Origin of the sequence: Enterococcus sp. LX10, assembly GCF_023539285.1 — a bacterium.
Lineage (GTDB): Bacteria > Bacillota > Bacilli > Lactobacillales > Enterococcaceae > Enterococcus > Enterococcus faecalis.
The window spans coordinates 1,506,903-1,519,983 of record NZ_CP092784.1 but is presented as its reverse complement, the minus strand read 5'-3'; the positions used below and the strand labels follow the sequence as shown (position 1 = coordinate 1,519,983).

The 13,081-nt window shown below is 38.2% G+C and carries 11 protein-coding genes; 8 read left to right on the top strand and 3 right to left on the bottom strand.

Going from position 1 to position 13,081, the window contains the following annotated elements; all coding sequences use genetic code 11:
* The first annotated feature begins 121 nt into the window (after window positions 1-121).
* Both MKZ30_RS07255 and MKZ30_RS07250 read left to right on the top strand, forming a co-directional pair.
* Window positions 122-835, top strand: a complete 714-nt coding sequence (locus MKZ30_RS07255; RefSeq protein WP_002382382.1) for a carbonic anhydrase — start codon at window positions 122-124, stop codon at window positions 833-835.
* 18 nt (window positions 836-853) lie between these two features.
* Entirely contained in the window at window positions 854-1,783 is a 930-nt protein-coding gene (locus tag MKZ30_RS07250; RefSeq protein ID WP_249958748.1) for a LysR family transcriptional regulator, read from the top strand.
* Between the two features lie 188 nt (window positions 1,784-1,971).
* Here MKZ30_RS07250 and MKZ30_RS07245 read toward each other — a convergent pair whose 3' ends face one another.
* On the bottom strand, window positions 1,972-3,018 hold the full coding sequence (locus tag MKZ30_RS07245; RefSeq protein WP_033601193.1) for a GntR family transcriptional regulator: 1,047 nt from the start codon (window positions 3,016-3,018) through the stop codon (window positions 1,972-1,974).
* A gap of 156 nt (window positions 3,019-3,174) precedes the next feature.
* On the opposite strand from MKZ30_RS07245, the gene MKZ30_RS07240 reads away from it, so the two are divergent.
* The 4 genes from MKZ30_RS07240 (at window position 3,175) to MKZ30_RS07225 (ending at window position 9,507) form a co-directional block, all read left to right on the top strand.
* Complete coding sequence (locus tag MKZ30_RS07240; RefSeq protein WP_002357422.1) at window positions 3,175-4,464, top strand: glycoside hydrolase family 125 protein; 1,290 nt, start codon at window positions 3,175-3,177, stop codon at window positions 4,462-4,464.
* An 11-nt stretch (window positions 4,465-4,475) separates the two neighbouring features.
* Window positions 4,476-7,166 carry an alpha-mannosidase gene (locus MKZ30_RS07235; protein WP_033601192.1) on the top strand — a complete coding sequence of 897 codons (2,691 nt, stop codon included), beginning with the start codon at window positions 4,476-4,478 and terminating at the stop codon, window positions 7,164-7,166.
* Between the two features lie 161 nt (window positions 7,167-7,327).
* A complete protein-coding gene (locus tag MKZ30_RS07230; RefSeq protein WP_002365726.1) occupies window positions 7,328-8,506 on the top strand; it encodes a pyridoxal phosphate-dependent aminotransferase in 1,179 nt (392 codons plus the stop codon).
* Between the two features lie 110 nt (window positions 8,507-8,616).
* On the top strand, window positions 8,617-9,507 hold the full coding sequence (locus MKZ30_RS07225; RefSeq protein ID WP_002374731.1) for a phosphate ABC transporter substrate-binding protein PstS family protein: 891 nt from the start codon (window positions 8,617-8,619) through the stop codon (window positions 9,505-9,507).
* Window positions 9,508-9,547: 40 nt separating this feature from the next.
* Here MKZ30_RS07225 and pnpS read toward each other — a convergent pair whose 3' ends face one another.
* Together pnpS and MKZ30_RS07215 are read right to left on the bottom strand one after the other, a co-directional pair.
* On the bottom strand, window positions 9,548-11,323 hold the full coding sequence (gene pnpS, locus MKZ30_RS07220) for a two-component system histidine kinase PnpS (protein ID WP_033601191.1): 1,776 nt from the start codon (window positions 11,321-11,323) through the stop codon (window positions 9,548-9,550).
* Window positions 11,320-12,030, bottom strand: a complete 711-nt coding sequence (locus MKZ30_RS07215) for a response regulator transcription factor (RefSeq protein WP_002360193.1) — start codon at window positions 12,028-12,030, stop codon at window positions 11,320-11,322. Before MKZ30_RS07215 ends, pnpS begins: the two co-directional genes overlap by 4 nt.
* Window positions 12,031-12,192: 162 nt before the next feature.
* Here MKZ30_RS07215 and MKZ30_RS07210 point away from each other — a divergent pair, with 162 nt between their 5' ends.
* Both MKZ30_RS07210 and MKZ30_RS07205 read left to right on the top strand, forming a co-directional pair.
* Complete coding sequence (locus tag MKZ30_RS07210) at window positions 12,193-12,657, top strand: 2-thiouracil desulfurase family protein (protein ID WP_002364031.1); 465 nt, start codon at window positions 12,193-12,195, stop codon at window positions 12,655-12,657.
* A gap of 83 nt (window positions 12,658-12,740) precedes the next feature.
* A complete protein-coding gene (locus tag MKZ30_RS07205) occupies window positions 12,741-13,079 on the top strand; it encodes a putative DNA-binding protein (protein WP_002357429.1) in 339 nt (112 codons plus the stop codon).
* Window positions 13,080-13,081: the final 2 nt, after the last annotated feature.

Here is a 13,081-nt window from a genome sequence, read left to right as displayed (position 1 = left end):
TAACGGTAGGAGAACTTAGGTCATTTGCCGAGGAGCGTAATGATCTAAGTTCTTTTGTTTGACGTAGAAAAGATGTTAGGATAGAGTTTTAACATGAGTTTTACCTGATTACTATGTGGAAATGAAGGAAGAGTGTATGAAAAAAATAAAAAATATGGACGTTGAATGGAGCTATACAGGCAACGATGGACCGGAACATTGGCATACGCTATGTGACTGGTTTGCAGAAGGTGCTAAGTTTGCTTATCAATCGCCAATTGCTTTAGAAAAAGAAAGTGCTGAGACAGTAAATTCTCAGATTACGTTTCATTATAAAAAAGAAGAATTCACTGAAAAAGAATTCAAAAATACGTTTCATTTTGTACCACCAAATACGGAAAGTTACGTAATGTTTGAAAATGTTGCGTATCATTTAACCGATATCCATTTTCATATGCCTAGCGAACATTTGCTATCGGGAAAGCAGTATCCGCTAGAATTCCATTTGGTTCATATGAACGATGCTGGCGAAAATTTAGTTGTCGGTTGCCTGTTTACCATCACAGAGGAAGAAAATCGTTTTTCAGAAGCGAATCATCCGATGGACTGGGAAAACGGCACGCACCAACAATGGTTTAATCCGTCAATCTTTTTACCAGAGGAGCGTCTACACTACCATTATGTAGGCTCGTTAACAACACCGCCAACTAAGGGTCCAGTGAAATGGTTTGTATTTGATACCATTCAAAAAATGGATCAAGCCTTTTTAAATAAGATCAAGGAAGGCATGTTGGCCTTTAACAATCGGCCCCTTCAGCCGTTGAATGGGCGTAAGATTTATTTTTCAAATGATTAGTGTGTGGAGGAAAAAGTGTTGAATATTCAACAAATGAAGTATGTTGCTGCCATAGCTAACAATGGGAGTTTTCGGGAAGCAGCCAAAAAACTATTTATTACACAACCTAGCTTGTCAAATAGTATTCGAGAATTAGAAGAAGAACTAGGGATTTCCCTCTTTTTACGTACTAATAAAGGCGCTTTTTTAACAGAAGAAGGAATGGTTTTTTTAGAACAAGCAGAGAAAGTCTTAGTTCAAATGGAGTTATTGGAAAATCGCTATCGCGAGACAGTGACCAGCGAACGATTCTCCATCTCTTCGCAACATTACGATTTTTTAGGTGAAGTAATTGCCAAAGTTCTTAAAAAGTATGGGGATCAATATAAAGATTTTCGTGTCTTTGAAACCACAACCTTAAAAGTAATTGAAGACGTCAAAGGATTTCACAGTGAGTTGGGGATTATTTATTTAAATGAACAAAATAGTGTCAGTATTGAACGGTATTTAGAACAAGCTAATCTAGCCTACGAGGTAATTAGTACCTTTAATACACACATTTTTTTAGGTAATCATCATCCTTTAGCCAAGCAAAAAGAAATTCATTTAGAGGAATTAGTTCCCTATCCACAAGTCCGCTTTAATCAAGAAGGAAGCAATTTTTCCTATTTTTCTGAAGATTTAGTTGAAATTCCTGAACAGGAATCGGTCATTCATACTACGGATCGTGGAACCTTGATGAATTTGTTGGTAGAAACCAATGCTTATGCTTCTGGTTCAGGTGTCGTAACGGGTTTTACGAAGAAAGAAATTCGGTTAGTGCCATTGGCGCCTGCTTTGGAAAATCGTATTTGTTTACTCTTTCCCAAAAATCGGGAAATCAGTCCGATTGGTCGCTACTTTATCAAAGAACTAAAAGCGTTGTTTAAAAAAGAGGTAGATACCAAAACATTTATCACTAAGGAATAAAAAGAAGAGGTCGGGACAGAAGTGTTTAACTCCGAGAAATAAGAAGGAATTTCCGAAAATTGTTCTTTAATTTTTGGAGAATTTCGGCTTATTTCCGAAGGAGTTGCTTCTGTTCCCGCCGTTTATTAGTTTTTGAGCGTGGAGCAAAAATCCAAAGTGATTTTTGTCCCACGCTCTTCTTTTTTGGCTCATTTTGAAACAGTAGAAATGGTTTCTCTTTCAATTAATGTGACAGGCACTTGAATGTCTTCTAAGATTTGAAGATCTTGTTGCATCGTTTGTAATAACACTTCGCCAGCTAGTTTTCCCATTTCTTTAAAGTCTTGCGCCATGGTTGTTAATGGCGGTTCGACAAATGCTGCTGCTTGAATATCGTCAAAACCAATAATCGATAATTCTTTTGGCACATGAATACCTAGGTTTTTACAGTTTCGTAAACAATGTAACGCGCTGAAGTCATTATCACAGACCACGGCTGTGAGTTGGTGCGCCTCAAAATACTGTTTAAAGTTGTGTTCATCTAAGAGATTGGTTTCTGTGATTGCTGTATGGAACGCCAGATTGGCTTCTTTTAAAGCTTGGAGATAACCTAAATAACGTTGCCGAACGGATTGTAGGGCTGGACTTCCAGAAAGGATATATCCAATTTTCGTATGTCCTAAGCCAATTAAGCGTTCGGTTGCTGTTTTACCACCAGCAAAGTTGTCTGATTGAATGGTTGTAAAAGGTAAATCATGGATCTTTTTATCCAAGACAACGACTGGAAAATTCATCAAAGCCAACTCAAACAATAAGTCGAGGTAGTCATTACTAGTAGCAGCATAATAGACAAGCCCGGCAAACTCATTCACAATGTCCACAGCATTTTTCTCTCTCAAAAAATTAGGCGAGGTCATAAAGACTTCTAAACCAGCTGCTTGAATAGTAGGGGCCAAACCGCTATAGAAATTTCCTACTGATAAATCGTCTGCAAAAGGCAATAAAAAAAGAACTTTATTTAAAGAAGTATGGAGAGGATGCTTTGGTGCTTGAACAAAACTTCCTTTTCCTTGGTGACGTTGGATTATGCCTTGCGTTTCCAATTCAGTTAGCGCTCGTTTGGACGTAATTCTACTGACGTTAAACTGAGCCGATAATTCTTTTTCGGTAGGCACTTGTGCTCCAACAGGCAATCGCCCTGAATCAATTTCATTTTGTAAATAATCAATAATTTGTTGATATAATGGTTGCTTCATTCATTTCACCTCACAATAAGATATATCTTATTTATAGTTTACCATAAATTAATTGGTTTTAAAATGAAAAAAATGATCGAAATCACTAGACAAAGTGAAATGTAAACGCTATAATTCAATTGTGAAATGATATATCAAATTTAAGAGGTGACGAGAATGGTTTATACAGAAGTTCCAAAATCCGTAGCAACATTTATGGAGACAATTACAGAAAAATGCGGTGAAGCACATCAAGATTGGGCAAAAAATTTTCAGGCGGCCTTTGCCAATACTTTACTAACAACAGTGAAACGTCAAGAAGATGGTACTACCTTTTTATTAACAGGCGATATTCCAGCAATGTGGTTGAGAGACTCAACAGCACAAGTTCGTCCCTATTTAGTGATTGCGAAAGAAGACGAAGACCTTGCTCAAATGATTGCTGGTTTGGTTAAGCGCCAGTTTCGTTATATTTGCATTGATCCTTATGCCAATGCGTTTAATGAAACAGATAATCATGCAGGCCATCAAACTGATAAGACAGAAATGAATGGCTGGATTTGGGAACGGAAATATGAAATTGATTCATTATGTTACCCGGTCCAATTAGCCTATTTACTTTATAAAAATACTGGGATGACCGAACAATTTAATTCAGATTTTGTGGAAGGCGTCAAAAAAATTCTCAACGTTTTTACAACAGAACAAGATCACGCACAGTCACCTTATTTATTTGAACGAGATACGTGGCGTCAAGAAGATACGTTGGTTGAAGCAGGGAAAGGAACGCCAGTCGGCAAAACAGGGATGACATGGTCAGGCTTCCGTCCTAGTGATGATGCCTGCCAATATGGTTACTTAGTTCCTTCTAACATGTTTGCAGTTGTAATTTTAGGCTATATTCAAGAAATTTTCTCTGACGTTTTAGAAGATGCTACGATTGTGGCGATTGCTAAAAAATTACAAGAAGAGATTGAAGAAGGCATCCAAACATTTGGACGAACAAAAAATCAAAATAACGAAACGATTTACGCGTATGAAGTGGATGGCTTAGGCAATGCAAGCGTGATGGATGACAGTAATGTTCCCAATTTAGTAGCAGCCCCTTATCTGGGTTATTGTTCAACAGAGGATGAACAATATTTAACAACGCGTCAAACCTTATTAAGTAAAGAAAATCCTTACTTCTATGAAGGCAAATACGCGAAAGGGATTGGTAGCTCACATACACCAGAAAATTACGTGTGGCCGATTGCTTTAGCAATGGAAGGAATGACAACCAAAGATAAAGCAGAAAAAGAACGAATTTTAGATTTATTAGTTGCCACAGATGCGGGGACTCATTTGATGCATGAAGGTTTTGACGTAGATAATCCTGAAAATTATACAAGAGAATGGTTTTCATGGGCTAATATGATGTTTTGTGAATTAGTTATGGATTATTTTGACATCCGAGTGGAAAAATAGGAGGAAAAGTGATGACAAAGAAAAAAGTCTATATTGTTTCCCATAGTCATTGGGATCGTGAATGGTATCTTCCTTATGAAGAACATCATATGCGCTTAATTGAATTAGTGGATAATGTATTAGATTTAATTGAAAATGATCCAGAGTTTAACAGTTTCCATTTAGATGGACAAACGATTATCTTAGACGACTATTTACAAGTTCGCCCAGAGAAAAAAGAAGCCGTGAAAAAAGCTGTCCAAGCAGGCAAACTAAAAATCGGACCATTTTATATTTTACAAGATGACTTTTTAATTAGCTCTGAATCCAATGTTCGAAACATGCTGATTGGGCATTTAGAAAGTCAAAAATGGGGAGCACCAGTTCAATTAGGTTACTTCCCGGATACATTTGGGAATATGGGTCAAACACCTCAAATGATGCAATTAGCAAATCTGCCTGCGGCTGCCTTTGGACGCGGGGTGAAACCGATTGGCTTTGATAATCAAGTCTTAGAAAGCGACTATAGCTCACAATATTCTGAAATGTGGTGGGAAGGTCCTGACCAAACGAAAATTTTCGGCTTGCTTTTTGCGAACTGGTATAGTAACGGGAACGAAATTCCTTCAGAAAAAGAAGCGGCAATCGCTTTTTGGAAACAAAAATTGGCTGATGTGGAACGTTACGCTTCCACAAACCATTTATTGATGATGAATGGGGTCGACCACCAACCGGTACAAAGAGATATTACTAAGGCCATCGCTTTAGCCAATGAACTATTCCCAGAATATGAATTTATTCATTCCAATTTCGATGACTATTTGAAAGCTGTTCAAGAGGAGTTACCAGAAGATTTAGGAACAGTAACAGGCGAATTAACGAGTCAAGAAACGGATGGCTGGTACACATTAGCCAATACTTCTTCTGCTCGCGTCTATTTAAAACAGTGGAACACAAAAGTCCAACGCCAATTAGAAAATATCGCAGAACCTTTAGCAGCAATGGCTTACGAAGTAACTGGCGACTACCCACATGACCAATTTGATTATGCTTGGAAAACATTGCTTCAAAACCATCCGCACGATAGTATTTGTGGCTGTTCTGTCGACGAGGTTCACCGAGGCATGATGACTCGCTTTGAAAATGCCAATGATGTCGGGCATTTCTTAGCAGATGAAGCAACACGACAATTAACAGAAGCAATTGATACAAGTGTTTTCCCAGAAAAAGCGCACCCGTTTGTTTTATTTAATACTAGTGGCTATCAGAAAACGGAGGTTGTCACTGTGGAAGTGGAGATTGAACGATTGCCATTTTATACAGGAAAACCTGAAGATCTTTATCATGAATTAAAACAAAAAGCCACCCCAGATTATCATGTGATTGATCCAACAGGACAAGCCGTTGCAAGCCGTATTGTCAAAGAAGATGTTCGTTTTGGTTACGATTTACCTAAAGATGCCTTCCGTCAACCGTACATGGCTAAATACTTAACGGTCGAATTATCTGTCAAAGAAATGGCGCCATTCTCTTGGGATAGCTTTGCATTGATTCAAGGAGAAACGAAAGCTTTTGAAGGAAGTCTTTTGGCTCAACCAGCAACAAATGAAATGGAAAACGAATTTATTCAAGTGAAAATTGAAAACAATGGTAGCTTAACCATTGCTGACAAAAAAACAGGAGAAACATTTTCAAAATTGTTAACATTTGAAGATACTGGCGATATTGGGAATGAATATATCTTTTTCAAACCGACCGAAGACCAAGGAATTACAACTGAAAATGTAACGGCTGAAATCACGAATAAAGAAAATTCCCCTGTAAAAGCAAGTTATCAAATTAAACAAACCGTCATGTTACCAGTTGCAGCAGATGAACGATTAGAAGAAGAACAAAAGGCTGTTCGTGAGTTTAGAGAACGCCAAGCACAACGTTCAACGACGCTTCGCCCGTTCGAAATAACGACAGTGGTTACAATGATCAAAGAAAGTAACCAATTGTTCTTTGAAACAACCATTAATAATCAAATCAAAGATCATCGTTTACGCGTGCTTTTCCCAACTGGCATGGTCACAGAAACACACGAAGCGGATAGTATTTATGAAGTCGTGACACGACCAAATCAAGTAAGCGATACATGGGAAAATCCAACAAACCCGCAGCACCAACAAGCGTTTGTGAATGTTCATGACCAAAACAAAGGCGTGACTATCTTCAATGAAGGCTTAAATGAGTATGAAGTCTTGGCAGATGGAACCATTGCGGTCACATTAATTCGTTGTGTTGGCGAACTAGGTGATTGGGGCTATTTTGCAACACCAGAAGCACAATGCCAAGGAGAATATACCTTTAAATATGGTTTGTCATTGCATGGAAAACCAGAAGAACGCTTTGCTACGTATCAACAAGCCTATAGTGCACAAATTCCTTTTACTGCAGCTACTACTGCGCGTCATGAAGGTAAACTAGCACCGAACCATGTCTACTTGACAACGGCAGAAGGACCAATTGGTTGGACAGCCGTTAAACGTCAAGAGCAAACGAATCATTTAGTCGTTCGTGGCTTTAATCTAACAGCGCAAAATATTCCTTGTGAACTTCACAAAGAGACACAACCAGCGACTTGTTTAACAAATGTATTAGAAGAACCGTTGACACCGGCGATAGAAGTTGATGCACCATTACGTCCGTTTGAAATTCGGACATGGCGTTTCGAAAAATAAATAAATAGGAGAACTTTGTTGAAAAGGACAAAGTTCTCCTATTTTCTTCTCTGTCGTTTTTTTGAGATATTTATAATAAAAATCTAGCGAAACAATGAGAAAATCATTCATTTTACGGTCAATTTGTGCTACTATAACGTCAACTGAAGGAGTGAAGCTAAATGGATTTAACCAATCGTTTTAATCGTCAAGTAAATAAAATTGCTGTTTCTTTAATTCGTCAATTTGACGAACAAGTTTCAGGAATTGAAGGTATTTTAAAATTAACGCTAGGAGAGCCGGATTTTAACACACCTGAGCATGTCAAAAAAGCAGCCAAAGAAGCAATTGATGCGAATTTTTCTCATTATACAGGGATGTCTGGTTTATTAGATGTCCGTGAAGCAGCCGCTTATTTTATGAAAGAAAAGTACCATTTGACTTACCAGCCTGCGACAGAAATTTTAGTAACAGTTGGAGCAACAGAAGCGATTTCAGCTTCGTTATTAGCAATTTTAGAACAAGGTGACAAAGTGCTATTGCCAGCACCTATTTACCCAGGGTATGAACCAATTATTACATTGGCGGGGGCGGAACCGGTATATTTGGATACACGAGACAACGATTTTGTCTTGACCCCTGAAATGATTGAAGCGGCAATGGCCGAGCATGGGGAACAAGTCAAAGCAATTATTTTAAATTATCCTAGCAACCCAACTGGTGTCACCTATAACCGCCAAGAGTTGCAAGCAATTGCTGATGTTCTAAAAAAATACGACATTTTTGTGATTAGCGATGAAATTTATAGTGAGTTAACTTATGATGAGAGTCATGTTTCGATTGCTGAAATGTTACGTGACCAAACGATTTTAATTAACGGTTTGTCGAAATCACATGCCATGACAGGCTGGCGGATTGGCTTTATTTTTGCACCAGCGATTTTAACAGCGGAGATCATTAAAGTTCATCAGTATTTAGTTACTGCGGCTGCAACAGTGTCTCAAAAAGCGGCTGTTCGTGCCTTAATCGAAGGAATGCATGATGCTGAAATTATGAAAGAAGAGTATCGGAAACGGCGCGATTTTGTTTATGAACAGATGACTCAATTGGGGTTTGAGGTTGCACGTCCAAATGGCGCCTTTTATATTTTTGCTAAGATACCTACTGGTTATGAACAAGATTCTATGAAATTTTGTATTGATTTAGCGCAAAAAGAAGCAGTAGCGTTGATTCCAGGTATTTCTTTTGGCCCAGAAGCAGAAGGATACGTCCGAATTAGTTATGCGTCCGATATGGATAAATTAACAACGGCCATGGAACGAATTGCACATTACATGGCGACACAACGCGTAACACACTAACCTTTATAGATTCTTTACACACCTTTACCTTTTATTTACATTTAATTGAAACAGAATTAACAGAGTCTTGGTAGACTAAACTTGTAACTAATTGAAAAGGAAGTGCAAAGATGAAAAAACGTGTAATTGCAGCAACTATGCTGAGTCTAGGGTTATTATTAACTGGGTGCGGAGCTCAAGGAGGCACAACTGAAAAATCCAGCGAAGCGGATAGTAACAAACCAGTTAAAATTGTCGCTGTTGGTTCCACCGCTTTACAACCGTTAGTAGATGCTGCGAAAGATCAATTTACACAAGAACATCCCAATTATACAGTTTCTGTCCAAGGTGGCGGCAGCGGAACAGGACTTTCGCAAGTTGCAGATGGCGCAGTGACCATTGGAAATTCCGATGTGTTTGCCGAAGAGAAAGATGGCGTGGATGCCTCTAAATTAGTTGATCATCGGGTAGCCGTGGTTGGTATGGGACCAGTGGTCAACAAAGAAGTCGGCGTGAAGAATTTAACGAAGCAACAATTGATTGATGTCTTTACTGGCAAAGTCAAAAACTGGAAAGAAGTGGGCGGCAAAGATCAAGAAATCGTCGTAATAAACCGCGCAAACGGAAGTGGCACCCGAGCAACATTTGAAAAATGGGGCTTAGATGGAGCTAAACCAGTTCAATCACAAGAACAAGATTCTTCGGGAACAGTTCGTAAAATTGTTGAACAAACACCAGGAGCAATCAGCTATTTAGCTTTTTCTTATATGGATGATTCCACTGTTGCCTTAAGCATTGATGGTGTTGAACCAAAAGAAGAACACGTGAAAGACAATTCATGGAAAATCTGGTCTTATGAACATATGTATACAAAAGGGGAGCCTAATAAAGATGTAAAAGCCTTCTTAGACTATATGGTCACCGATGATGTTCAAAAAACAATTGTCAAAGACTTAGGTTATTTAGCCATCACAGATATGCAAGTAGAACGTGATGTAAATGGAAAAGTAACTGAAAAATAAACAAAAAACTCAGCCAATAAACAGGATTGGCTGAGTTTTTTTAGGCTTCTTTTTTTGTTAAAGGCAAGGTGATTGTAAAAGTGGTCCCTAACCCTAAGTGACTATCAATGGCGATTTTACCGCCTAATAATTCTGTGTAATTTTGGACAATAGCTAGACCTAGACCGGTGCCACCAGAATGACGGCTACGTGCTTTATCGACGCGATAGAACCGTTCAAAGATCCGTTCTTGGTCTTTTTGACTAATGCCAATGCCAGTATCTTGAACAGATAAACGTAATTGCTGATTTTCAATAGCATAAGAAATAGTAATCTGACCATTTTCTTGGGAATACTGAATGGCATTTTCAATTAGATTCTTCACGATTGGATAAAACAATTCGTATTTGGTGAAAAATTGGCTCTCTGACAGACCATGAACGACTGTTTTCAGCTGTTTTGCTGCCAATTGTTGCTGATAAGAACCGAGAATTTCTGTAATAAATTTTTCTAAAGTAATTTCTTGTTCTGCATAAGGAATTGTTGCGCTGCCCCGAGAAAGTTCTAAAATTTCTTGAATTAATTGTTGCAGACGCTGGGCATCTTTTTGCATGATGTGCAAAAATTGATCAAGGACTTCCGGATCTTCTTTGGCGCCATCTATGAGTGTCTCGGTAAAGCCCAAAAGAGAAGTGACAGGCGTTTTTAATTCATGAGACACGTTTGATACAAAATCTTTTTGCATTTTTTCTAGTTGGCGAACGCGCGTTAAATCATAGGCAATTCCTAATACTTGATAATCATTGGCGCTTTGATCATCCAAGTAACGAAGAGAGAGATCTAATCGTAAAGGTGTTGGTCCTTGTGTCACAGTAATTTCTTGATGTAAACTGTTTTTTTCAGCGACGACTTGATGGATTAAATGAATCAAATCGGCGTCTTGAATCACTTCAAGATAATTGCTTTGCATATTTTTAGCAGAGAGTCCTAACATTTCCTGCATTTTAGGGTTCAACAGACGAAGCCGTCCTTGCGTATCAATGATAAAGACACCAATCATCAGCTCATCTAAAAGTTCGTGAAATTGCTCATCCGCAGACGTATACGCTTTATACGTTTGACTTACTTGTTGACTCAGTAGGTTAATAGTTTCGTAAAGTTCATTCCATTCAGAAGATTGCTGGATAATGGATCGATTTTCATCTGGATGTTTAAGCATTCGTTTCAGAATCGGTAAGACAGTCACTAGCGGTTGATTTTTTTGCCGTAACAGTAAAAAGATAAACAAGGTAATTAGTAGGAACAAGATACCAAATGTAAAGATAATATAGCGACGAAAAGATTGGATATTTTTAGAAAATAGCGCGGTTTGTTCCGAAATCCGAATAATGCCAACGATTTCTCCTGATTTTAAAACAGGCGTGGCAACGTACAGAAGTTCTTTATTTAACGTTGTACTCTTTCGTAAAGCTGAACCATAGGTAGCTCCTGATAGAACCGCAGCGATTTCAGGCCGTTTTTTGTGCGACTCTAGCGGTTCATTTTGGCTGCTGTCAAAAAAGACGGTACCATTTTTTTGCAACAAAGTTACCCGTTCTTCTGCATCATCTAACGCATGGGTGACAAGGAGTTGTTGTTGGTTTGTCAGTTGCCCTTTTTCGAAAACGGAAGGGGGCAACTGGTCTGTTAAAAGGGTATTTTTTCTTCTTAAATAGGTTTCTTGCTGAGCAACCATTTCTTTTTGAAAGAAAAAATTGGTCGCTGCAATACTCCCGACAAATAATAAAAGCATGACTGCCGCAACTAAAAAATATTCAATCCGCAGTCTCTTTTTCATCGTTTTGGCTCCTGAAAACGGTAGCCGAAGCCACGGACAGTTACTAAGTAAACGGGCCGTTTGGGATCGGGCTCGATTTTATCACGTAAATGACTAATGTGGACATCGACGATGCGACTTTGTCCAGCGAAGTCATATTGCCAAATTCGCTCCAACAAGGTTTCCCGATTAATGACCCGATCTTTGCGTTTCATGAAGTAAACGAGTAATTCAAATTCTTTTGGTGTTAGCTCGATGGGCTGATTGCGCACAAAGACTTCATAATTTTGTTCATCCACACGAATCTCGCCAATCACAAGCGGAGCTTTAGGTGTGTCCTCTTGAAGCGGTTCGGTCGTGGTAGGTTTTAAACGACGAAAAATAGCTTTCATACGTGCTAAGACTTCTCTGGGACTAAAAGGTTTTGTTAAATAATCATCTGCCCCAATTTCTAAGCCGATGATTTTATCTACTTGTTCATCTTTGGCAGTTAAAATCAAAATAGGCGTGTCAATTTTTTCTCGACGAAGTGCTTTGGTAATTTCTAAGCCATCCATACCAGGAAGCATTACATCTAAAATTATAAAATCATATTGATTAGACAAAGCTAATTCGAAGCCGTTTTTACCATCTTCGGAAGTAGTCACCTGATAGCCTTCTTTTTCCAAATTAAAGGTTAACAAAGTTAAAATCGATGGTTCATCATCGACGACAAGAACTTTTTTCATTTACATAACTCCTTCAAGAAATTTCTGAAAATAAGTGTATATTTCACTATTGTTAGTTTAACATATTTTTAGAGGAAGAACGTACTTTAAAGTAAGCGAGAATGCTACTTTTGAGAAAAGTCAACTCATGGTATAATAGAGAAATGAAATGAGGAGAAGCGAATGATTGGTATTAGTAGTTGCTTAGGTGGGATTTGTTGCCGTTACGATGGAAAATCTCAAGAACAAGAAGCGTTAAAACAACTTGTAACTAATGGAAAAGCAATAATGATTTGTCCCGAAGTTTTAGGGGAGTTGCCCATTCCACGTCCGCCAGCAGAAATCATTGGCGGGGATGGCTTTGATGTTTGGGCGAATACTGCTTATGTATATACGGATAACGGGGAAGATGTGACTGAGGCATTTAAAGCAGGGGCACAACGCGCGTATCAAAAATTAAAAGCCCAACAAATTACAACCTTGATTTTGAAAGAAAAAAGTCCCAGCTGTGGCAGCCAGCTGATTTATGATGGACAATTTTCTGGCATTAAAAAAGCTGGAGTTGGAGTCGCAACTGCTTATTTTATTCAACAAGGAATGACCGTTTATTCTGAAGAAACATGGCAACTTGCTGACATTTCTTTTTAAAAGGTAAAAACTTAGTAAAAAAAGATTGACTATTCCCTATGAAATCGGTAACCTATAAGGGATTGAAGATGGGAGCACGGCTCATGGAAATGGAAAAAACAAACCGCATGAATGCGTTATTTGAATTTTATTCGACATTATTAACGGAAAAGCAGATGAATTATATGGAGCTTTACTATGCTGATGACTTTTCTTTAGGAGAAATTGCGGAAGAATATGAGGTTAGTCGCCAAGCGGTTTATGATAACATTAAACGAACCGAAAAAATTTTAGAAGAATACGAAAAAAAGTTACATCTTTATTCAAACTATGTTGTACGGAAAGAATATCTTGAACAGCTACAGCAGTATGTTCAAGAAACTTATCCCAAAGATAGTGAAATCAAAAAATATATTGAACAAATTCAAGAAATAGAGGAATGAAA

Coding starts and splice junctions, on each gene's coding strand:
- MKZ30_RS07255 (WP_002382382.1), top strand. CDS start 122: ATGAAGGAAGAGTGTATGAAAAAAATAAAAAATATGGACGTTGAATGG.
- MKZ30_RS07230 (WP_002365726.1), top strand. CDS start 7,328: ATGGATTTAACCAATCGTTTTAATCGTCAAGTAAATAAAATTGCTGTT.
- MKZ30_RS07225 (WP_002374731.1), top strand. CDS start 8,617: ATGAAAAAACGTGTAATTGCAGCAACTATGCTGAGTCTAGGGTTATTA.
- MKZ30_RS07210 (WP_002364031.1), top strand. CDS start 12,193: ATGATTGGTATTAGTAGTTGCTTAGGTGGGATTTGTTGCCGTTACGAT.
- pnpS (WP_033601191.1), bottom strand. CDS start 11,323: ATGAAAAAGAGACTGCGGATTGAATATTTTTTAGTTGCGGCAGTCATG.
- MKZ30_RS07245 (WP_033601193.1), bottom strand. CDS start 3,018: ATGAAGCAACCATTATATCAACAAATTATTGATTATTTACAAAATGAA.
- MKZ30_RS07240 (WP_002357422.1), top strand. CDS start 3,175: ATGGTTTATACAGAAGTTCCAAAATCCGTAGCAACATTTATGGAGACA.
- MKZ30_RS07205 (WP_002357429.1), top strand. CDS start 12,741: ATGGAAATGGAAAAAACAAACCGCATGAATGCGTTATTTGAATTTTAT.
- MKZ30_RS07235 (WP_033601192.1), top strand. CDS start 4,476: ATGACAAAGAAAAAAGTCTATATTGTTTCCCATAGTCATTGGGATCGT.
- MKZ30_RS07215 (WP_002360193.1), bottom strand. CDS start 12,030: ATGAAAAAAGTTCTTGTCGTCGATGATGAACCATCGATTTTAACTTTG.